This is a genomic window from Paracoccus sp. P2 (assembly GCF_046335115.1).
GTDB classification, from domain to species: domain Bacteria; phylum Pseudomonadota; class Alphaproteobacteria; order Rhodobacterales; family Rhodobacteraceae; genus Paracoccus; species Paracoccus pantotrophus.
On record NZ_JBGOSN010000003.1, the window covers coordinates 157,006 to 177,092 of the forward strand.

The 20,087-nt window shown below is 67.0% G+C and carries 18 protein-coding genes, 1 other RNA gene and 1 pseudogene; 8 read left to right on the plus strand and 12 right to left on the minus strand.

Translation table 11 applies throughout. The features are described from left to right. Positions 1 to 65 precede the first annotated feature (65 nt). From rpmG to ACDP63_RS03155, 3 genes are all read right to left on the minus strand, one after another. Entirely contained in the window at positions 66 to 233 is a 168-nt protein-coding gene (rpmG, locus tag ACDP63_RS03145) for a 50S ribosomal protein L33 (protein ID WP_017999830.1), read from the minus strand. Between the two features lie 201 nt (positions 234 to 434). Further along, positions 435 to 802: RNase P RNA component class A (gene rnpB, locus ACDP63_RS03150), an RNA gene on the minus strand. Positions 803 to 890: 88 nt separating this feature from the next. After that, positions 891 to 1,256 (minus strand): winged helix-turn-helix transcriptional regulator, encoded by a 366-nt coding sequence (locus ACDP63_RS03155; RefSeq protein ID WP_024843326.1) that lies wholly within the window; start codon positions 1,254 to 1,256, stop codon positions 891 to 893. Between the two features lie 83 nt (positions 1,257 to 1,339). On the opposite strand from ACDP63_RS03155, the gene ACDP63_RS03160 reads away from it, so the two are divergent. Beyond that, positions 1,340 to 2,206, plus strand: coding sequence for an SDR family oxidoreductase (locus ACDP63_RS03160; RefSeq protein WP_024843327.1), 867 nt, complete (start codon positions 1,340 to 1,342; stop codon positions 2,204 to 2,206). Here the strand turns inward: ACDP63_RS03160 and ACDP63_RS03165 are convergent. From ACDP63_RS03165 to ACDP63_RS03190, 6 genes and pseudogenes are all read right to left on the minus strand, one after another. After that, a complete protein-coding gene (locus ACDP63_RS03165; RefSeq protein WP_024843328.1) occupies positions 2,203 to 4,617 on the minus strand; it encodes an ATP-dependent helicase in 2,415 nt (804 codons plus the stop codon). The genes ACDP63_RS03160 and ACDP63_RS03165 overlap by 4 nt on opposite strands. A 55-nt stretch (positions 4,618 to 4,672) precedes the next feature. After that, entirely contained in the window at positions 4,673 to 4,975 is a 303-nt protein-coding gene (locus ACDP63_RS03170; RefSeq protein WP_085501092.1) for a hypothetical protein, read from the minus strand. Next, positions 4,975 to 5,904 (minus strand): annotated as a pseudogene (gene folE2, locus ACDP63_RS03175) (GTP cyclohydrolase FolE2); the annotation flags it as partial. The pseudogene folE2 and the gene ACDP63_RS03170, both read right to left, overlap by 1 nt. 118 nt (positions 5,905 to 6,022) lie before the next feature. Beyond that, positions 6,023 to 7,219, minus strand: coding sequence for an O-succinylhomoserine sulfhydrylase (metZ, locus tag ACDP63_RS03180; protein WP_024843330.1), 1,197 nt, complete (start codon positions 7,217 to 7,219; stop codon positions 6,023 to 6,025). 69 nt (positions 7,220 to 7,288) lie between these two features. Then, positions 7,289 to 7,894: an inner membrane-spanning protein YciB gene (locus ACDP63_RS03185; protein ID WP_024843331.1), complete on the minus strand. Its 606-nt coding sequence runs from the start codon at positions 7,892 to 7,894 to the stop codon at positions 7,289 to 7,291. Between the two features lie 95 nt (positions 7,895 to 7,989). Then, positions 7,990 to 9,087: a DUF1223 domain-containing protein gene (locus tag ACDP63_RS03190; RefSeq protein WP_024843332.1), complete on the minus strand. Its 1,098-nt coding sequence runs from the start codon at positions 9,085 to 9,087 to the stop codon at positions 7,990 to 7,992. Positions 9,088 to 9,345: 258 nt separating this feature from the next. Here ACDP63_RS03190 and acnA point away from each other — a divergent pair, with 258 nt between their 5' ends. Next, positions 9,346 to 12,105 (plus strand): aconitate hydratase AcnA, encoded by a 2,760-nt coding sequence (gene acnA / locus ACDP63_RS03195; protein WP_024843333.1) that lies wholly within the window; start codon positions 9,346 to 9,348, stop codon positions 12,103 to 12,105. A 230-nt stretch (positions 12,106 to 12,335) separates the two neighbouring features. After that, entirely contained in the window at positions 12,336 to 12,950 is a 615-nt protein-coding gene (locus ACDP63_RS03200; RefSeq protein WP_024843334.1) for a hypothetical protein, read from the plus strand. Between the two features lie 150 nt (positions 12,951 to 13,100). Here the strand turns inward: ACDP63_RS03200 and rpsD are convergent, their stop codons facing one another. Continuing rightward, a complete protein-coding gene (rpsD, locus tag ACDP63_RS03205) occupies positions 13,101 to 13,721 on the minus strand; it encodes a 30S ribosomal protein S4 (RefSeq protein ID WP_024843335.1) in 621 nt (206 codons plus the stop codon). A 196-nt stretch (positions 13,722 to 13,917) separates the two neighbouring features. On the opposite strand from rpsD, the gene ACDP63_RS03210 reads away from it, so the two are divergent. The 5 genes from ACDP63_RS03210 (at position 13,918) to ACDP63_RS03230 (ending at position 17,776) form a co-directional block, all read left to right on the plus strand. Beyond that, positions 13,918 to 14,289: a HesB/IscA family protein gene (locus ACDP63_RS03210; protein WP_024843336.1), complete on the plus strand. Its 372-nt coding sequence runs from the start codon at positions 13,918 to 13,920 to the stop codon at positions 14,287 to 14,289. A 101-nt stretch (positions 14,290 to 14,390) separates the two neighbouring features. After that, entirely contained in the window at positions 14,391 to 15,134 is a 744-nt protein-coding gene (gene tpiA, locus ACDP63_RS03215; RefSeq protein WP_024843337.1) for a triose-phosphate isomerase, read from the plus strand. Between the two features lie 132 nt (positions 15,135 to 15,266). Further along, the gene (locus ACDP63_RS03220) at positions 15,267 to 16,313 is read left to right on the plus strand and encodes a methionine ABC transporter ATP-binding protein (RefSeq protein WP_024843338.1); all 1,047 of its coding nucleotides are present in this window, start codon (positions 15,267 to 15,269) and stop codon (positions 16,311 to 16,313) included. Then, positions 16,303 to 16,977 carry a methionine ABC transporter permease gene (locus ACDP63_RS03225; protein WP_024843339.1) on the plus strand — a complete coding sequence of 225 codons (675 nt, stop codon included), beginning with the start codon at positions 16,303 to 16,305 and terminating at the stop codon, positions 16,975 to 16,977. The genes ACDP63_RS03220 and ACDP63_RS03225 overlap by 11 nt, the downstream gene beginning before the upstream one ends. Before the next feature lie 16 nt (positions 16,978 to 16,993). Further along, positions 16,994 to 17,776 carry a MetQ/NlpA family ABC transporter substrate-binding protein gene (locus ACDP63_RS03230; RefSeq protein ID WP_024843340.1) on the plus strand — a complete coding sequence of 261 codons (783 nt, stop codon included), beginning with the start codon at positions 16,994 to 16,996 and terminating at the stop codon, positions 17,774 to 17,776. A gap of 109 nt (positions 17,777 to 17,885) precedes the next feature. Here ACDP63_RS03230 and ACDP63_RS03235 read toward each other — a convergent pair whose 3' ends face one another. Beyond that, on the minus strand, positions 17,886 to 19,388 hold the full coding sequence (locus ACDP63_RS03235; RefSeq protein WP_024843341.1) for an acetyl-CoA hydrolase/transferase family protein: 1,503 nt from the start codon (positions 19,386 to 19,388) through the stop codon (positions 17,886 to 17,888). A 182-nt stretch (positions 19,389 to 19,570) separates the two neighbouring features. After that, a complete protein-coding gene (locus ACDP63_RS03240) occupies positions 19,571 to 19,996 on the minus strand; it encodes a DoxX family protein (RefSeq protein WP_024843342.1) in 426 nt (141 codons plus the stop codon). Positions 19,997 to 20,087: the final 91 nt, after the last annotated feature.

Here is a 20,087-nt window from a genome sequence, read left to right on the forward strand (position 1 = left end):
CCCAAAGGGAAAGACCGCGCCCTTGCGGGGCGCGGCCTTGCATGATCCCGTCGAAAGGGCAGATCTTACTTGATCTTGCCTTCCTTGTACTCGACATGCTTGCGGGCAACCGGGTCGTATTTGTTGACCGTCATCTTTTCGGTCATCGTGCGGGCATTCTTCTTGGTGACATAGAAATGCCCGGTCCCGGCGCTCGAGTTCAGACGGATCTTGATCGTCGTCGGCTTCGCCATCTGTTTCGCTCCTGCTGCGGGGCAAAATGCGTCTCGCCAACCCCGTGAAATTCTCTTGAAGCCCGCCTTTTAGCGGCGAAGCCGGCGAAGTCAACCGGGAATCAACCAGGAATCGACCGTCTCGACTTGCCATCGGTTGAAGAGACAACCGTAAAGGCGAGCCTTTTACTGCAAACTCGACTGACAATTCTCTGAACTGATTTGCGCGGACGGCCTGTAAGCCGGATCCTGTTCCGGGGTTGCCCCCTTCGATGACCATTCCTCTGGTCCCGCCATTGCTGACGGGATCTAGCTGCCAACCCGGACCTGCTGGGGCAAAGGCGGCCCTGTCTTGCGACGCGCGGTCCCTATTCGGCATTGCTCCCGGTGGGGCTTGCCGTGCCGGGGCTGTTGCCAGCCCCGCGGTGGGCTCTTACCCCACCGTTTCACCCTTGCCCATGCATGCATGGGCGGTCTCTTCTCTGTGGCGCTTTCCCTGGGGTTGCCCCCGCCGGGCGTTACCCGGCACCGTGCCTTCATGGAGTCCGGACTTTCCTCGACGTTGCCGCCGCGGTCATCCGGCCATCCGCGCAAGGGTCAGATAGGGCCCCGCGCCTTCGGGGTCAAGCGCCGTGCCGATCGCGCCGCCGCATGGGTACTTGGACAACGCAGAAAGGGTCAGGCCCGCGTCCAGCCACGCGCGATCCGGGGCAGCGAATCCTCGATCCAGCCCAAAAGCGCGCCGACCCGCAGCGCCGCCTCGTGTCCGAGCGGGGTCAAGGCATATTCCACATGCGGCGGCACGGTCTGGAAATCGCGGCGCAGCACCATGCCGTCCGCCTCCAGCCCCTGAAGCGTCTGGGCCAGCATCCGCTCGCTGATGCCGCCGATGCGCCGGCGCAGGGCGGAAAAGCGATGCGGCCCCTCGGCCAGCACGCGCAGCACCAGCATGCCCCAGCGCCCGGTCAGCCGGCGCAGCACATCGCGCGAGGGGCATTCCGCCGCCATCAGGTTGCCTCGGTCGAAGGGATCGGAATTTTTCACACTAACATCTCCGTCAGTACTTACGATCAGTAAGTTAGGTATCTACCTTTCGCCGCACAAGCCATTCACGAAAGGAAAGACAGATGACCGTCGCCGTCACCGGAGCCACCGGCCAGCTTGGCCGCCTGACCATCGCCCGGCTGAAGAGCCTGCTGCCAGCGGGCGGGATCGTCGCGCTGGCCCGCAATCCCGGAAAGGCCGCCGACCTTGGCGTCGAGACCCGCGCCTTCGACTACGACCGGCCCGAGACACTGGCCGCCGCATTGCCGGGCGTGGAGCGGCTGCTGCTGATCTCGTCGAGCGAACTCGGCAAGCGCGCCGGCCAGCACCGCGCGGTGATCGAGGCCGCGAAGGCTGCCGGAGTCGGGCAGATCGTCTATACCAGCCTGCTGCATGCCGACCGCTCGCCGCTGTCTCTGGCCGAGGAACATGTGGCGACCGAAGCCATGCTGGCCGAATCGGGCATTCCCCACGCCGTCCTGCGCAATGGCTGGTATGCCGAGAACTATACCGGCGCGATCCCGGCGGCGCTGGCGCATGGCGCGCTGATCGGCGCGGCGGGCGAGGGCCGGATCTCGGCTGCCGCGCGCGCGGATTATGCCGAGGCCGCCGCCCTGGTGCTGGCCGGCGAGGGCCATTTGGGCAAGGCCTATGAACTGGCCGGCGACGAGGGCTGGACCCTGGCAGGGCTTGCCGCCGAGCTTTCGGCGCAAAGCGGCAGGGCGATCCCCTATCGCGACCTGTCGCAGGCCGATTACGCCGCGGCGCTGACGGGCGCGGGCCTGCCCGAGGGGCTGGCCGCAGCGATCGCAAGCTGGGATGCCGGCGCCGCGCAAGGCGCGCTGTTCGACGACAGCCGCACGCTGTCGCGGCTGATCGGACGCCCGACCGCGACGCTGGCCGAAGTGGTGGCCGAAGTGGTGGCCGAGGCGGTGCGCGACGCGCTTTAGAACGGCACGTCGTCCAGTGCGCCGCCCCCCTGGGCGGGCTGCGAGGCGGGCTGCACATAGCCCGCCTTCACCGTCTTGAAACCGGTGGGGAACTGGATGGTCAGCGTGTCCTCGGCAATGCCCATGATCGTGCCATTGCCGAATTTCTGGTGAAACACCCGGTCGCCCACCGAAAACCGCGCCGCCGGCTCGGCGTCGATCACTACCGGGGTGCGGTGGACGGGCTGGGCCCGCTGGGCGGAGCGTTCCTGCATGCGTTTCCAGCCGGGCGAATTGTAGACATCCGCCCGCGCCGCGCGTTCGTGCATCACCGATTGCGCGAAGGGCTGCCCGAAGGACTGCGCCGCCGCGCCATAGCCGCCGCCGTAAAGGCCGGGCGGCGTCAGCACCTCGACATGATCCTCGGGCAGTTCGTCGATGAAGCGCGAGGGCAGCGAGGACTGCCATTGCCCATACATGCGGCGGTTGCCGGCGAAGCTGATCGTCACCAGCTCCTCGCCGCGGGTGATGCCGACATAGGCCAGGCGCCGCTCCTCCTCGAGCCCCTTCATGCCGCTTTCGTCCATGCTGCGCTGGCTGGGGAACAGCCCGTCCTCCCATCCGGGCAGGAAGACGATGGGGTATTCCAGCCCCTTGGCGGCGTGAAGGGTCATGATGCTGACCTCCTCGGACTGCTCGCCCTTGTCATTGTCCATGACCAGCGCGACATGTTCGAGGAAACCCTGGAGGTTTTCGAATTCCTCCAGCGCCTTCATCAATTCCTTCAGGTTGTCCAGCCGCCCCGGCGCGTCGGGCGACTTGTCGTTCTGCCACATGGCGGTATAGCCGGATTCGTCCAGGATCCGCTCGGCCAGCTCGACATGGTTCACCGAGGCGTCCAGCGCATCGGCATGCCAGCGGCCCATCGCCTCGGTGAACTGGCGCAGCGCCCCTGCCCCCTTGCCGCCAAGCGCGCCGGTGGCGACGGCCGAGGCGGCGCCTTCCAAGAGCGACAGGCCGCGTTCCCGCGCCTCGATCTGGATCTTCTGCACCGCCTTGTCGCCCAAGCCGCGCTTGGGCACGTTCACGATACGCTCGAAGGCCAGGTCGTCGGTGGGGCTGACCGCCAGCCGGAAATAGGCCATGGCGTCGCGGATTTCCTGGCGTTCATAGAACCTTGGCCCGCCGATCACCCGATAGGGCAGGCCGATGGTCATGAAGCGGTCCTCGAAGGCCCGCATCTGGTGGCTGGCGCGCACGAGGATGGCGATGTCGTTCAGGCTGCGCCGGCCGATGCTGTGGCGATGCCCGCCGTGGAAGGCCTCGATCTCCTCGCCGATCCAGCGCGCCTCGGCCTCGCTGTCCCAATGGCCGATCAGGCGGACGCGCTCGCCCTCCTCGGCCTCGGTCCACAGCGTCTTGCCGAGCCGCCCCTTGTTCGCCGCGATCAGCCCGGAGGCGGCGGCGAGGATATGCGGGGTCGAGCGGTAGTTCTGTTCCAGCCGGATCACCTGCGCGCCGGGGAAATCGCTCTCGAAGCGCAGGATGTTGCCGACCTCGGCGCCGCGCCAGCCATAGATCGACTGGTCGTCGTCGCCCACGCAGCAGATGTTGCGATGCCCGGACGCCAGCAGCCGCAGCCACATGTATTGCGCGACGTTGGTGTCCTGGTATTCGTCCACGAGGATATAGCGGAAACGGTCCTGCCAGGTCCGCAGCACGTCGGGATGCGCCTGGAACAGGTTGACGCAATGCATCAGCAGGTCGCCGAAATCGACCGCGTTCAGTTCCAGCAGCCGGCGCTGATAGGCGGCGTAAAGCCGTCCGCCGCGGCCGTCGAAGGCGCGTTCCTCGCCCTTGGGCAGCTTTGCCGGGGACAGGCAGCGGTTCTTCCAGCCGTCGATCAGATGCGCGAGCTGCCGCGCCGGCCAACGCTTTTCGTCGATATTCTCGGCCTGGATCAGTTGCTTCAGCAGCCGGATCTGGTCGTCGGTGTCCAGGATGGTGAAGCTGGGCTTCAGGTGCAACTCGCCGTCGCCGATGAGTTCGGCATGGCGGCGCAGGATCTTGACGCTGATCGAGTGGAAGGTGCCGAGCCAGGGCATGCCCTCGACCATCTCGCCCAGAAGCCGGCCGACGCGGTCCTTCATCTCGCGCGCGGCCTTGTTGGTGAAGGTCACGGCCAGGATCTGCCCCGGTCGCGCGCGGCCGAGATTCAGCAGATGCGCGATGCGCGTGGTCAGGGCGCGGGTCTTGCCGGTGCCGGCGCCGGCCAGCAGCAGCACCGGCCCGTCCAGCGCCTCGACCGCGGCGCGCTGCGCCGGGTTCAGCCCGTCCAGATAGGGCGCCGGCCGCGCGCCCATGGCACGCTGGGAAAGCGGCACCGGGGCGGCTGCGGCCTCGAAAGCGTCCGAGTCGTCGAAATTGCTCATGCCCGCACCATAGCCCCGCATCCGCGCTCGGGAAAGCCTGTCGTTCCCATTTCGTTCACATGCCGCCTACCGCGGCGGCGAGTCCCCAGAAAACCAGAAGGGCCAGGGCGAGAAAAACCGCACCCACCGCGTAAAGCCGGATGCGTTCGCGGCGGTTGCGCGGGTGGTGCCAATCCAGAAACCCCTGACCGTCGAACAGCGGATTGGCGTGGAGCATCCCGAACGCGAGGGGACCGGACGACCGCCCCTCGGCCAGCCGCCGCAGGCGCCATTCAGGATAGCGATGGCTCAGGCAAAGCCAGATTGCCGCCAGCCGGGCCGCCAGGAGACAGGCCATTCCGCTGGACAACCACAGCATTACGCCCTGAGGCCGGCGAAGATCGCGGGGTCCAGGCTGGCATGGGCGAAGGTCTCGCCCTGGGTCAGCACCGAGACCGCGTCATGGGAATGCAGCGATTCCTGGTGACTGGCGACGACGCGGAAATCGGCGATGCGCGGCTCGGCCATCAGTTCGGCGGCAAAGGCGCGCACCGCATCCTCGACGAAGATCGGGTTAGCGGCGTTCAGCTCGGCAAAGGCCTGCTCGTCCTCGCGCTTGACCATGACCTGGGTTTCGGTGGCAACGGCGCGGCGGCACAGCGCCACCATGTCCTCGAACCACAGCGTGTCGCCCTGCATCACCGCCGAAATGCGCGCCACCGACCGCTGCGAATGCGGCGTCGCCAGCTGGCCGCGCATCTGGCGGGCATGCTCGCTGAGCTCCAGCGAGCAGGGGCAGGTCGAGGAATACACATAGTCGAAATGCATGATCCGCAGCCGCTGCCCGGCCCGTTCGGCCAGTTCCAGCGCGATGTCGTAATACTGCCAGCCCGACAGGCCCGAGCGCAGCGATTCGACCCGCATCGGATAGCTGAGCCGCATCATGATGCGGGCATCGAAACTGCCGAGGTCGGATTTGTAATCCTCCAGCGCCGCCTCGAGCACGCCCATCGAGAACTGCTTTTCCGCATGGGCGTAGAACGAGCGCATGATGCGGCTCATGTTGATGCCCTTGCGGTCGGCTTCCAGGCTGACGGTGCCGGTGACGCTGGTTTCCAGCGCGATTTCGCCGCCCTCCTGCGTCTGGTAGCGGATCGGCAGGCGGAAATTCGAGATACCGACATGCTGGATCGGCGCGCGGGCGCCGACGATCAGGCTGGCCGGGCCGTTCTGCAGGTCCGGCAGGCTGGCCTTGTAGCTGTCGTCCACGCGGAAATCGGCCGGGTATTCGCGGCTCAACGCCGGATAGGCGCGTTCGGTGGCGACGGGGCGGGCCTCGGTCATGGTCGTCTCCCTGGCAGGACGGCTCCTATCTGGGGGCTCGGCACCGGAAAAGAAAGGGGGCTCCGGCACGTCCGCCCGGCACTCAGCCCAGCGACCGGCGGATGTCCGCGATCAGGTCGCCCGCATCCTCCAGGCCGATCGACAGGCGCAAGAGGCCGGGAGTGATGCCCAGCGTGGCGCGCACTTCTTCGGACAGGCGCTGATGCGTGGTGGTCGAGGGGTGGGTGACGATGGATTTCGCATCGCCCAGGTTGTTCGAGATCTGGAAGATCCGCATCCGGTCCATCGCCGCGAAGGCCGCCTGCTTGGAGCCCAGGTCCAGGGCGACCATGGTGCCGCCCGCACCCATCTGCCGTATGGCCAGGTCGTGCTGCGGATGGTCGGGCAGGCCGGGATAGATGACACGGGCGATCCCCGGCTCGTCCCTGAGCGCGGCAGCAAGCTGCAAGGCGCTGTCGGCCTGGGCGCGCACGCGCAGCTCCATGGTGGCCAGCCCGCCCAGCATCATCCAGGCATTGAAGGGGCTGATCGCGCCGCCGGTATGTTTCAGATAGGGCTCGGCCACCTCGCGCACGAATTGGCGCGTGCCGCAGATCACCCCGCCCAGGCAGCGGCCCGAGCCGTCGATATGCTTGGTCGCGGAATAAACCACCACATCGGCGCCCTGCCGGGCCGCGCGGGAATAGACCGGGGTGGCAAAGACATTGTCCACCACCACCAGCGCGCCCACCGCATGGGCCAGTTCCGCGACGGCGGCAATGTCCACCACCTCGAGCGTCGGATTCGACACCGATTCGAAGAACACCGCGCGGGTCGTCGGCCGGATCGCGGCGCGCCATTGCTCAAGGTCGGTGCCGTCGACATAGGTCACTTCGACCCCGAACCGGGCCAGCAGGTCCAGCACATAGAGGCAGGAGCCGAACAGCGCCCGCGACGAGACGATATGGTCGCCCGGCTTGGCAAAGCACATCAGCGCCCCGTTGACCGCCGCCATGCCGCTGGCGGTGGCGAAGGCGTCCTCGGTCCCTTCCAGGTCGGCGATGCGGTCCTCGAACATGCGCGAGGTCGGGTTGCCGTAGCGGGCATAGATGAACTCGTCCGGCCCGGTCCCCAGGAAACGCGCCTCGGCCTGTTCGGCACTGTCATAGGAAAAGCCCTGGGTCATGAACAGGGCCTCGGCCATCTCGCCATACTGGCTGCGGCGGATGCCGTGATGGACGGCGCGGGTGCGCGGATGCAGAGGCTGGTTCGGCTCCTGGGGTTTCGACTCCGGGGACATGGCTCGCTCCTGATGCTCAGGGATTGGGGTTAACCCCGCCCGGCCAGCCATGCAAGGGTGCAGCCGGCGCTATTCGCCGTCGCGGGGCTGGGCGTGACGCTCGAACAGGCGGGCGTTGGCGATGAAGAAGACCACCATGATCGCCGGCAGGCCGAAGGTCTTGAAATTCACCCAGGCGGTTTCCGACATCAGCCGCCAGACCGCCTCGTTGGCCGCGGCAAGGCACAGGAACAGCAGCGCCATGCGCAGGGTCAGGATGCGCCAGCCCTCGGCGTTCATCGGCAGCGCCTCGGACAGGACCAGTTCCAGCCAGTTGCGGCGCAAGGCCAGGCTGGTGCCCAGAAGGCCGGCGAAGATCAGGTAGATGATCGTCGGCTTCATCTTGAAGAATTTCGGATCGTTCAGCCAGACCGACAGCCCGCCGAAGACCACGACCAGCACCAGCGTCGCGATCTGCATGGGCGACAGCCTGCCCGTCAGCCGCCACAGCGCCAGCGTGCTGAGCGCCAGCACCGGCACGAAGACCAGCGTGGCCAGGATGAAACCGGAATAGTCCCGCCCCGCCAGGCTGACGGTCTGGTCGCGAAACCGCATGAAGACCAGGAAGAACAGGATCAGCGGGCCGAATTCCAATGCGGCCTTGAGCCAGGGGGCGATCTTGCGCGATTCGGTCAAGGGGGGCTCCTGTCTGGGATGATCATCTGCGGCACGGGCCGGGTTTTGCCCCGGCGCCTGCGCCGGCGCAAGCGGGCGGCGTCCGGCGGCGCGGTTCAATCCAGCCGGATCGCGGCCAGGATCGGTCCGCTGGCCGAGCGCGCATCGCCCCGGCCCAGTTCCTGCGCCAGGATGGCATGGCGGGTATCGGCGGGGAAATCGGCGCTGTTCTGGCTGTCGCGGCGGACGGTCATGCGCAGGGGTGTGCGGCCGTCCCATTCGGCGATGCGCTCGGCCGCCAGCACCACGTTGCGGTATTCCAGCGCGATGCCACGGTTCTCGCCGGCCTTGATCGCCACCCGCCGCTGCGGCGCATAGCGCACCAGGATGATCGCCACCCGGTCGGCGATGGCGCCGCGCGGCGTCAGCTCGATGCGATAGCCGTCCTTGCCCTGGCTGGACGAGACCATGACCGGCGCCGGCCGCGCCATCTGCGTCTGCAGCAGGCCCATCAGTTCGGCCGGGCGCAGCGCGATCAGCGTATCGGTGCCCCCTACGACGATCTGCGGCGTATAGATCGCGCGCTCGCCGGCCTGGTGGGCATAGACCTGCTGGCGGCGGGTGAACTCGGGGCGGGCGAATTCATCGGCCCAGCCCAGATAATCCCAGTAGTCGACATGCCAGGACAGCGCCAGGACGTCCTCGCGATCGGCCAGATCGGCCAGCAATTCGTCGGCGGGCGGGCATGACGAACAGCCCTGCGAGGTGAAAAGCTCGACCACCACCGGCGGGTGACCCACCGGCCCCATCATGCCGGCCCGCGGTTGCACCTCGGCAAAGGAAACCATGGCCGAGGCGGCCAGCGCACCGGGGTCGATGACCGGCGGCATGCCCTCGGCGGGCACGCCCGGCGCGCCTTCGGGGGCCTCGATCAGGCCGATGATGCCATCATCATCCTCTTCCTCGGTGGCGACGGCGGACGGGGCCGGGGGCGCAAAGGCCGCCGCATCGCCGCCTGTCCCCGAGGGCGCCGGCGAAGCTTCCGGCGCGGCTGCGGCTGCGGGCTCGGTGGCCGCCGCGACCCCCGCGTCCTGCGCCAGGGCCGGCGCGGCAAATCCGCCCAGCAACACCCACAGGGCGCAGGCCAGCCCCGGCAGGATCGCCGCGCTTCGTCCCTGCCCCCAAGCCGTCCTCTTGATGCGCCTTGCCGTCATATCGCCCGTTTTCCCGGCCCTTCCGATCCGCAACAGCTAAACCGCCGGGCAGGGGAACGACAAATCAATGCTTTGTTAGTGCCGCGTTCCCTCCGCGTGACCGTGATGCAAAACCCACATCTTGCCGCCGCAGCAGGAATTTGGCATACAATGGCATACAAAGTCTGCCCCGCCCCCTTGAACCCCATGCCGAAAAGGGGCAAATGGCAGGCAGCACCGCCATTCAGCCACCTTTTTCAAGGATAGGGAGCCGAGTCCATGCCCATCGAAACCGGAACCGATACCGCCAAGACGCGCCGCCAGCTTCAGGTGGGCTCTCGGAGCTATGCCTATTACTCGATCGACGCCGCCACCCAGGCCGGCCTGGGCGATTTCTCGAAGCTGCCGGCCTCGCTCAAGGTGGTGCTGGAAAACCTGCTGCGCTTCGAGGACGGCGGCCGCACGGTCAGCGTCGAGGACATCAAGGCCTTCGCCGAATGGGCGCGGCAGGGTGGCCAGAACCCGCGCGAGATCGCCTATCGCCCGGCCCGCGTGCTGATGCAGGACTTCACCGGCGTCCCGGCGGTGGTGGACCTGGCCGCGATGCGCGACGGCATCAAGGCGCTTGGCGGCGACGCACAGAAGATCAACCCGCTGAACCCGGTGGACCTGGTCATCGACCACTCGGTGATGATCGACGATTTCGGCAACCCACGCGCCTTCCAGCGCAACGTCGAGCTGGAATATGAGCGCAACCTGGAACGCTATACCTTCCTGAAATGGGGGCAAAAGGCGTTCAACAACTTTCGCGTGGTGCCGCCCGGCACCGGCATCTGCCACCAGGTGAACCTGGAATACCTGGCCCAGACCGTCTGGACCGATACCGACCAGGCGGGCGAGACCGTCGCCTATCCCGACACGCTGGTCGGCACCGACAGCCACACCACCATGGTCAACGGCCTGGCCGTGCTGGGCTGGGGCGTCGGCGGGATCGAGGCCGAGGCGGCGATGCTGGGCCAGCCCGTCTCGATGCTGATCCCCGAGGTCGTGGGCTTCAAGCTGACCGGCAAGATGATGGAAGGCACCACGGCAACCGACCTGGTGCTGAAGGTCGTGGCCATGCTGCGCAAGAAGGGCGTGGTGGGCAAGTTCGTCGAATTCTACGGCGAGGGGCTAGACCACCTGCCGCTGGCGGACCGCGCCACCATCGCCAACATGGCGCCCGAATACGGCGCGACCTGCGGCTTCTTCCCCATCGACGCCGAGACGCTGCGCTACCTGCGCAACACCGGCCGCGACGAGGAGCGCATCGCGCTCGTCGAGGCCTATGCCAAGCAGAACGGCTTCTGGCGCGGCGCGGATTACGAGCCGGTCTATACCGACACGCTGCACCTTGACATGAGCGATATCGTCCCCGCGATCTCGGGTCCGAAGCGCCCGCAGGACTACACGCCGCTGAACCTGGCCGCCCGCGCCTTCTACAAGACCGTGGCGGAATATCGCGGCGTGGACATGTCGGCCGCGGCCGAGGAAATGGTCGAGGAAGGCGGCGGCGTGGTCGCCACTTCGGGCACCGACGTGCGCAAGTCCGTGGCGGTCGAGGGCAAGGACTACACCATCCGCGACGGTTCGGTGGTGATCGCGGCGATCACCTCCTGCACCAATACCTCGAACCCCTATGTGATGATCGGCGCCGGCCTGGTGGCGCGCAAGGCGCGCGCGCTCGGCCTGACCCGCAAGCCCTGGGTCAAGACCTCGCTCGCGCCCGGCTCGCAGGTGGTGGGCGAATACCTGGAGGCGGCCGGGTTGCAGGAGGATCTGGACGCCATCGGCTTCAACCTGGTCGGCTATGGCTGCACCACCTGCATCGGCAACTCGGGGCCGCTGGGCGATGCGGCGATCTCCAAGGCGATCCATGACAACGACCTGGTCGCCACCGCCGTGCTGTCGGGCAACCGCAACTTCGAGGGCCGCATCTCGCCCGACGTGCGCGCGAACTACCTGGCCTCGCCGCCGCTGGTCGTGGCCTATGCCATCGCCGGCGACGTGAACATCAACCTGACCAAGGATCCGATCGGCCAGACCCCCGAGGGCAAGGATGTCTACCTCAAGGACATCTGGCCGACCTCGCAGGAGGTCGCGGAACTGGTCGAGGCCACCGTCACCCGCGAGGCCTTCCAAAGGAAATATGCCGACGTGTTCAAGGGCGACGAGCGCTGGCAGGCGGTCGAGATCACCGACAGCGAGACCTATGACTGGCCGCCGACCTCGACCTATATCCAGAACCCGCCCTATTTCCGCGGCATGTCCAAGGAGCCGGGCCAGATCAGCAATATCGACGGCGCCCGCATCCTGGCGATCCTGGGCGACATGATCACCACCGACCACATCTCGCCCGCGGGTTCGTTCAAGCCGACCACCCCGGCCGGCAAATACCTGACCGAGCGCCAGGTCGCGCCCAAGGACTTCAACAGCTACGGCTCGCGCCGCGGCAACCACGAAGTGATGATGCGCGGCACCTTCGCCAATATCCGCATCCGCAACGAGATGCTGGACGGGGTCGAGGGCGGCTATACCCTGGGCCCGGACGGGCAGCAGACCTCGATCTTCGACGCCTCGATGGAATATCAGGCGCAGGGCACGCCGCTGGTCATCTTCGGCGGCGTCGAATACGGCGCCGGCTCGTCGCGCGACTGGGCGGCCAAGGGCACCAACCTGCTGGGCGTCAAGGCGGTCATCGCCGAGAGCTTCGAGCGCATCCACCGCTCGAACCTGGTCGGCATGGGCGTGATCCCCTTCGAGTTCACCGGCGGCGAGAACCGCAAGACGCTGGGGCTCAAGGGCGACGAGGTGATCTCGATCGACGGGCTGGCGGGCGAGTTCAAGCCGCTGTCTCAGGTCGCCTGCACCATCCGCTATGCCGATGGCAGCGAGAAGGTGATCCAGCTCAAGGCCCGCGTCGATACCGAGGTCGAGATCGAATACCTGGAGAACGGCGGCGTGCTGCATTACGTGCTGCGCAACCTGGCGAAAGCCTGATCCAGCGCCATCGGACAAGAATGACGGGCCGTCCCTTCGGGGGCGGCCTTCGCTTTTCCGGCGCCGTCCCAGGGGTATTTTAGGAACGAAGAAGCCAGGCTGCCGGAAGAGTATTTGCAAAACGGTGAAACGCAGCGCCGTTCACAATCGGGCAAGCGTAGAGCGAGCGGCTTGCATGGCGGCGGAGCATTCTGGCAAATCGGCACGCAGGGACTGATAAGGGGAAAGCGATGCGCGGGCTGGCGGTGGCTTTGATCGGAGCGATGGGATTGTCGGCGCCGGCAGGCGCACAAGAGAATCCGGCCGGGAACGAGCGGCTCTGGACCTGCGAGACCTCGATCGCCGGCGAGCAGACGGCGATCAACTATGTCCGCGATGACGCGTTTCGCGCGAATGTCGGCCGGCTGGAGAAGAATTTCTCCGGCTGGGGGCGGATCTCCTGTCCCGGCTACGTCACCCTGCGCGAGATCCTGCGGCGCAACCAGATGGCGGACGACGGCAGCTATTGCCTGCTCTGGGACAAGCAGCACGACACCTATATCGGCGCGCAGAAGGGGCCGCGCAAAGGGAATGCGCTATGTCGCAAGACCTTTTGCGAACGGGTGAACACGGCGCGGCAGGCAACCTTCCGCAATGCCAATGCGCTGGCGGTCGCCGGCTATGACGCGGTGACGCAGCGGCCCGGCGCCACGATCCTGGCCGCAACCTCGGGGCAGATGGTCGGCACGCTCGAGGCGGCGGGGGCGGCGGCCATGGGCATGGCGGCCTCGCCGGTGGCAGTGGGCTCGCTGGTGATCGGTTCGGCCGCCGTGGGTGGAAGCCTGTGGTATTGCGCCGAGGAATAGCGCCCCGCCGCCGGCGCTGCGTTTCACCGTTTTGCAAATACTCTTCCGGCACCCCGGCTTCTTCGTTCCTAAAATACCCCTGGGACGGCGCCGGAAAAGCGAAGGCCGCCCCCGAAGGGACGGCCCTGAAATCCTGTGATCCCGGAAGGATCAGTTCTTGGCGTAGAATTCGACGACCAGGTTCGGCTCCATCTGCACGGCATAGGGCACATCGCCCAGGGCCGGAGTGCGCACGAAGGTGGCGGTCATCTTGTTGTGGTCCACTTCCAGGTAGTCCGGCACGTCGCGCTCGGCCAGGCCGACCGATTCCAGCACGATGGCCAGCTGGCGCGACCGCTCGCGGACCGAGATCACGTCGCCTTCCTTGACGCGGTAGGAGGCGATGTTCACGCGCTTGCCGTTCACCTCGACATGGCCGTGGTTCACGAACTGGCGGGCGGCGAAGATGGTCGGCACGAATTTGGCGCGATAGACCACCGCGTCCAGGCGGCGCTCCAAGAGGCCGATCAGGTTCTCGCCGGTGTCGCCCCGGACGCGCTCGGCCTCGGCATAGATGCGGCGGAACTGCTTCTCGGTCAGGTCGCCGTAATAGCCCTTCAGCTTCTGCTTGGCGCGCAGCTGGGTGCCGAAATCCGACAGCTTGCCCTTGCGGCGCTGGCCGTGCTGGCCGGGACCGTATTCGCGGCGGTTGAGCGGCGACTTGGCGCGGCCCCAGATGTTCTCGCCCATGCGGCGGTCGATCTTGTACTTGGCAGCGGTGCGTTTGGTCATCGCTGATCTCCTTCTTTATGTTCTGTTCTCGAAGGGCGTTGTCCTTTGGCATATTGCCCGACAGGATTCCCCTTGCGGGGTCCACCAACACCAATGAAGCGGCGCTTATAGCCGCCCGGCGCCCGGTGTCAAGCACCCCTTGAGCCGCGGCCCCGATGCTCCTAAATGAAAGGCAGCGAACAGAAAAGGGCCCGAGATGTTTTCGATCCCCGGCAAATCCCCCGTGACCATCACCCAGGCGGCCGAGCGGCAGATCGCCCGGCTGATGGCGCAGAAATCCGCCAGCGGCCTGCGCATCGGCCTGAAGAAGGGCGGCTGCGCCGGCATGGAATACACCATGGAGCTGGCCGAGACCGCCTCGCCCGGCGACGAGGTGGTCGAACAGGGCGAAGCGCGGGTTCTGATCGCCCCCACCGCGCAGATGTTCCTGTTCGGGACCGAGATCGATTATGAATCCGGCCTGCTGGAATCCGGCTTCAGGTTCCGCAACCCCAATGTCACCGACAGTTGCGGCTGCGGCGAATCGGTCAACTTCGCTCCGCTGGAAGGTTCGCGCGCCAAGGTTTGAACCTTTTTGCCGCAAGTTAGCGCCCACATCGCCCTGCCGGCTTGATCGCGCGAAATCCCCGGCCTAATCCCCTGCCAGATCATGAAAAGGGAGAGAGGCAGATGGCCCCGCGCAAACTTGCCGCCGGCAACTGGAAGATGAACGGAACCCTGGCCTCACTGGCCGAGATCGGCCGGCTGCTCGCCGATCACCCGGCGCCGGGCTGCGACGTGCTGATCTGCCCGCCTGCCACCCTGCTCCATGCCATGGCCGCCAGCGCGCAGGGCAAGATCGCCCTCGGCGGCCAAGACTGCCACGCCAAGACCGCGGGTGCCCATACCGGCGACATCGCCGCCGCGCAGCTCAGGGACGCGGGCGCGAGCCATGTGATCCTTGGCCATTCCGAGCGTCGCACCGACCATGCCGAGACCGACGCCCAGGTCGCCGCCAAATCCGTCGCCGCGCATGAGGCGGGCCTCGTCGCGGTGATCTGCGTCGGCGAGACCGAGGCGCAGCGCGACGCCGGCCAGACGCTCGACGTGATCTCGGCCCAGCTTGCCGGCTCGGTTCCCGATGGTGCCACGGCCGCCAACACGGTGATCGCCTATGAACCGGTCTGGGCCATCGGCACCGGCCGCACGCCCACTTCCGACCAGATCGCCGAGGTCCATGCCCTGATGCGCGAGCGCCTCTCGGCGCGCTTCGCCGACGGTGCCGACATGGCGCTGCTCTATGGCGGCTCGGTCAAGCCCGGCAATGCGGCCGAGATCTTTGCCATTCCGCATGTGAACGGCGCGCTGGTCGGCGGCGCCAGCCTCAAGGCCGAGGATTTCGGCCCGATCATCGCCGCGCTTTCCGCAGCGTAACGCCGGCGAAAGGAACGCCATTCCATCCGAACCCTCCGGTTTGGAATGGCGTTGCCCTTTTGCCGGGCGCCTGCCCCTTGCCAAGCCCGGCCCGGCGGGCATAGGTCTCGCCTGACATTCAAGGCAGGGGCGATGACAGAGCCGGCAATCTCATTCCAGGGCGTGACGCGCCGCTATCCGCAAAAGGGCGGCGGCGACGTGGTGGCGCTGCACGACATCTGGCTGGACGTGCCGCAGGGCGCGATCACCGGCATCATCGGCCGGTCCGGCGCCGGCAAATCGACGCTGTTGCGCATGGTGAACGGGCTGGAACGCCCCAGCGCCGGCAAGGTGATCGTGAACGAGCGCGACGTGGGCGCCGCCTCGGACGCGAGCCTGCGCCGCATCCGGCGCGAGGTCGGCATGATCTTCCAGCATTTCAACTTGCTGGCCAGCCGCACCGTGGCCGAGAACATCGCCCTGCCGCTGGAGATCGCCGGAGAGGACCGCGCGAAGATCGCCCCCCGCGTCACGGAGCTGATCGAGCGCGTCGGCCTGACCGCCCAGGCCGGCCGCTACCCGGCCGAGCTTTCCGGCGGGCAGAAGCAGCGGGTCGGCATCGCCCGGGCCTTGGCCACCGGGCCGCGCGTGCTGCTGTCGGACGAGGCGACCTCGGCCCTCGACCCCGACACCACCCGGCAGGTGCTGGAGCTTCTGCAGCGCATCAACCGCGAGCTTGGCCTGACCATCCTGCTCATCACCCATGAGATGGCGGTGGTGCGCGACATCTGCAGCCATGTCGCGGTGATCGAGGGCGGCCGCATCGTCGAGGCGGGCGAGACCTACGCGGTCTTCTCGAAACCCGCCCATCCCACCACGCGCTCGTTCCTGACCGGCGTGACCGGCGTCGCGGTGCCGCAATTCGTCGCCGGCCAGATGCGGGACGCGCCGCAGGGCCCCGAGGCCGAAGCGGTGGTGCAGATCACCTTCATCGGCAGCCATGCGACCGACCCGATGCTGGCGCGGCTGACCTCGGAACGCGGGGTCAGCGTCAACATCCTGGCCGGCGCCATCGAGGAGATCGGCACCAGGCCCTTCGGCAGCCTGATCGTCGCCCTGCCCGCCCAGCGGCTGGAGGAATCGCGCCGCTTCCTGGAAGAACACGGGCTTCTGACCGAGGTGCTTGGCTATGTCGGCTAACCTGATCCCGATCCTCTGGCAGGCGACGCTGCAGACGCTCTACATGGTCGCCCTGTCCACGCTGCTCGGCACGCTGATCGGCGGGCCGCTGGGCGTGTTCCTGGCCACCTCGCGCCGGGGCGAGCTGCTCTCGGCGCCTTGGCTGAACACCGTGCTGGGGCTGATCGTGAACGCGGCGCGCTCGACGCCCTTCATCATCCTGGTGGTGGCGATCATCCCCTTCACGCGGCTGATCGCCGGCACCTCGATCGGCACCACCGCCGCCATCGTGCCACTGACCATCGCGGCCGCGCCCTTCATCGCCCGCCTGATCGAGACCGCCATCCGCGAGGTCGATGCCGGGCTGATCGAGGCCGCCCGCGCCATGGGCGCCACGCCCGGCCAGATCGTGCGCAAGGTGCTGATCCCCGAGGCCATGCCCGGCATCATCCTGGGCCTGACGCTCGCCGTGGTCAGCCTGATCGGCTATTCGGCCATGGTCGGCGCGGTCGGCGGCGAGGGCCTGGGCGATCTCGGCATCCGCTACGGCTACCAGCGCTTCATGCCCGAGGTGATGCTGGCGGTGGTGGTGATCCTGATCGTGCTGGTGCAACTGGTGCAATCGGCCGGCGAATGGATCGCCGCCCGTTTCGACAAGCGCGCGCCCCGCAACCGGGGCCGATAACCGGAAAGGACATCCCATGCGCAAATTCAGCCTCGCCGCCCTGACCTCGGCATTCGCCCTCGCCGCCGGCATGGCCGCGGCCGAGGAGATCAAGGTCGGCGTCTCGCCGGGCGAACATGGCGAGATCATGGAGGAAGTCGCCAAGGTCGCCAAGGACAAGGGCCTGACCATCGACATCGTCGAATTCACCGATTACGTGGTGCCGAACCAGGCGCTGGCCGATGGCGACCTGCAGGCCAACAGCTTCCAGCACCAGCCCTATCTGGACAACCAGATCAAGGATCGCGGCTTCGCGCTGGTCAGCATCGCCAAGACCATCACCACGCCGATGGGCGTCTATTCGCAAAAGCTGAAATCGCTGGACGAGCTGCCCGAAGGCGCCAAGGTCGCGATCCCGAACGACCCGACCAATGGCGGCCGCGCCCTGCTGCTTTTGCAGGACAAGGGCATCGTCACGCTGGCCGAGGACACCGGCCTCACCCCCTCGCCGCTCGACGTGACCGGCAACCCGAAAAGCCTCAAGTTCCTGGAACTCGACGCCGCGCAGCTGCCGCGCGCACTGGCCGATACCGACATCGCCGTGATCAACACCAACTACGCGCTGGATGCCGGCCTCAACCCGAACGAAGACGCCATCGCCATGGAAAAACCCGACAGCCCCTATGCCAACATCATCGTGGTGCGCCAGGGCGACGAGGACGCCCCATGGGCCAGGCAACTGGTCGAAGCCTATCACGACCCGGCGGTGAAGCAGTTCATCGAGGAGAAATACCAGGGTGCCGTCATCCCTGCCTGGTGACCTTCTCTGTTTCCTAAATACCCCGGGGGAGTCGCGGCACGCGACGGGGGCAGAGCCCCCATCCCCCGCGCCACAAGGAAACGCCCCGCCGGTCAAGCGGGGCGTTTGCTCATTCCGGCCGCATGCTGCCGGTGCGGCGCAGCCGGTCGTGCCAGCTGAGCGCCTCCTCGATCAGATGCGGCGTATGGCCGCCCCGCGCCAGCGCCCGGTCGTGGTAATCCGCCAGCGCATCCCGCCATTCCGGGGCCACGCAGTTTTGCAGGACCACCCGCGCCCGCTCGCGCGGCGCAAGGCCACGCAGATCGGCCAGCCCCTGCTCGGTGACCAGGATGTCCACGTCATGCTCGGTATGGTCGACATGGCTGACCATCGGCACCACCGAGGAGATCCGCCCATCCTTGGCCATGGATTTCGTCACGAAAACCGACAGATAGGCGTTGCGTGCGAAATCGCCCGAGCCGCCGATGCCGTTCATCATCTGCGTGCCCATGACATGGGTCGAGTTCACGTTGCCGTAAAGGTCGAATTCCAGCGCCGTGTTGATGCAGATCAGCCCCAGCCGCCGCACCACCTCGGGGTGGTTGGAAATCTCCTGCGGGCGCAGCACCAGCCGGGGCTTGAACTCGTGGAACCGCGCCATCACGTCGCGGTATTTCGGCGCCGACAGCGTGATCGAGGAACCCGAGGCAAAGACCATCTTGCCGGCATCCATCAGGTCGAAGGTCGAATCCTGCAGGACTTCCGAATACATGGTCAGGTCGTGGAACGGGCTGTCGATGAAACCGTGCAGCACCGCATTGGCGATGGTGCCGATGCCGGCCTGCAGCGGGTGCAGGTGGCCCGGCAGCCGGGAATGCGCCACCTCGTTCTTCAGGAATTCGGTCAGGTGGCCGGCGATGGCCCGGGTCTCGGCATCCGGCGCCTCGATGGTCGAGGACGAGTCGAGCTTGGTCGAGACCACGATGGCCGCGATGCGCTCGGGCGGCACCGGGATGAAGGGAAAGCCGACCCGGCTTTCCGGCGTCACCACCGGGATCGGCGTCCGGGTGGGGCGATAGGTGGGGATATAGATGTCGTGCAGCCCCTCCAGCGCCTCGGGCTGGCTCAGGTTGATCTCGACGATCACCTTCTCGGCCAGCAGCGCGAAGCTTGCCGAATTGCCGACCGAGGTGGTGGGGACGATGCCGCCGGTCTCGGTGATCGCCACCGCCTCGACGATGGCGATGTCCACCGGCGGCAGCTGGCCGGTGCGCAGTTGCTCGACCGTCTCGGAAAGATGCTGGTCGATATACATCACCTCGCCGGCGTTGATCGCGCGGCGCAACGCCGGGTCGGACATGAAGGGGATGCGGCGCGACAGCACCTTGGCCTCGGCCAGAGTCTTGTCGAGGTCGTTGCCGAGCGACGCCCCGGTCATCAGCGTCACCTTCAGCGGCTGGGCCTTGGCGCGTTCGGCCAGCGCCAGCGGCACCGCCTTGGCCTCGCCGGCGCGGGTAAATCCCGACATGCCCAGCACCATGCCGTCGCGGATCAGGCTCGCGGCCTCTTCGGCGCTGACCACGCGCTCGCGCAGGGGCTTGTGGCGGATGCGGTGAAGGTGATCCTCGGTCATGGCAGCCTCCCTGAAACTCGGGCGATGATTAGAGCCATCGCGCAGGACTGACAAATCAACCCAGCCATGCACGCAAGGAAAGGCCGGCCCGAAGGCCAGCCTGGGCAAGATCGTTTCGCGCCGGGCTCAGCGGCGAGGGCTCAGCGGCGAGGGCTCAGCGGCGAGGGCTCAGCGGCGAGGGCTCAGCGACGCCGGCCCAGCGACCAGGCCCCGTCGCCCAGCAGCGCCAGCGCCACCATGGTCACGGCCCAGAGCAGCGGATATTCCCAGCCGCCGCCCGGATTGCTGAAGGTGAAGCCCGCACCGCCATGGCCGAACCAGGCCGCACCCAGCAGCACGGCGGCCAGCGCCAGCGCGACCTGCCGGGTGAAGATGCCGGCGATCAGCGCCAGCCCGCCCAGGATCTCGGCCAGCATGGTCAGCGGGCCCAGGATGCCCGGCAGGCCGATGGACTGGAAATAGCCGGCTGTGCCCGAGGGGGTGAAGACCAGCAGCTTGATCAGCCCATGGACCAGGAACCAGATCCCGGTCGAGACCCGCAGGACAAAAGCGGCGATGTCGGCATTGCGCTCGGCCAGGGCCGGGGCGCTTTGGCTAAGGTCGGTCATGATGTGTTTCCTTGCAACTGTTCGCGTATCCGTTGCCCGACAGATAGACCTTGGCGATTGTCGCGAAAATTGCCATATTCATGGAAATATT

Bases quoted from the DNA above. Each gene is read 5' to 3' on its own strand.
- rpmG (WP_017999830.1), bottom strand. From the start codon at position 233: ATGGCGAAGCCGACGACGATCAAGATCCGTCTGAACTCGAGCGCCGGG.
- ACDP63_RS03160 (WP_024843327.1), top strand. From the start codon at position 1,340: ATGACCGTCGCCGTCACCGGAGCCACCGGCCAGCTTGGCCGCCTGACC.
- ACDP63_RS03165 (WP_024843328.1), bottom strand. From the start codon at position 4,617: ATGAGCAATTTCGACGACTCGGACGCTTTCGAGGCCGCAGCCGCCCCG.
- ACDP63_RS03170 (WP_085501092.1), bottom strand. From the start codon at position 4,975: ATGCTGTGGTTGTCCAGCGGAATGGCCTGTCTCCTGGCGGCCCGGCTG.
- metZ (WP_024843330.1), bottom strand. From the start codon at position 7,219: ATGTCCCCGGAGTCGAAACCCCAGGAGCCGAACCAGCCTCTGCATCCG.
- ACDP63_RS03190 (WP_024843332.1), bottom strand. From the start codon at position 9,087: ATGACGGCAAGGCGCATCAAGAGGACGGCTTGGGGGCAGGGACGAAGC.
- acnA (WP_024843333.1), top strand. From the start codon at position 9,346: ATGCCCATCGAAACCGGAACCGATACCGCCAAGACGCGCCGCCAGCTT.
- ACDP63_RS03200 (WP_024843334.1), top strand. From the start codon at position 12,336: ATGCGCGGGCTGGCGGTGGCTTTGATCGGAGCGATGGGATTGTCGGCG.
- rpsD (WP_024843335.1), bottom strand. From the start codon at position 13,721: ATGACCAAACGCACCGCTGCCAAGTACAAGATCGACCGCCGCATGGGC.
- ACDP63_RS03210 (WP_024843336.1), top strand. From the start codon at position 13,918: ATGTTTTCGATCCCCGGCAAATCCCCCGTGACCATCACCCAGGCGGCC.
- tpiA (WP_024843337.1), top strand. From the start codon at position 14,391: ATGGCCCCGCGCAAACTTGCCGCCGGCAACTGGAAGATGAACGGAACC.
- ACDP63_RS03220 (WP_024843338.1), top strand. From the start codon at position 15,267: ATGACAGAGCCGGCAATCTCATTCCAGGGCGTGACGCGCCGCTATCCG.
- ACDP63_RS03225 (WP_024843339.1), top strand. From the start codon at position 16,303: ATGTCGGCTAACCTGATCCCGATCCTCTGGCAGGCGACGCTGCAGACG.
- ACDP63_RS03230 (WP_024843340.1), top strand. From the start codon at position 16,994: ATGCGCAAATTCAGCCTCGCCGCCCTGACCTCGGCATTCGCCCTCGCC.
- ACDP63_RS03235 (WP_024843341.1), bottom strand. From the start codon at position 19,388: ATGACCGAGGATCACCTTCACCGCATCCGCCACAAGCCCCTGCGCGAG.
- ACDP63_RS03240 (WP_024843342.1), bottom strand. From the start codon at position 19,996: ATGACCGACCTTAGCCAAAGCGCCCCGGCCCTGGCCGAGCGCAATGCC.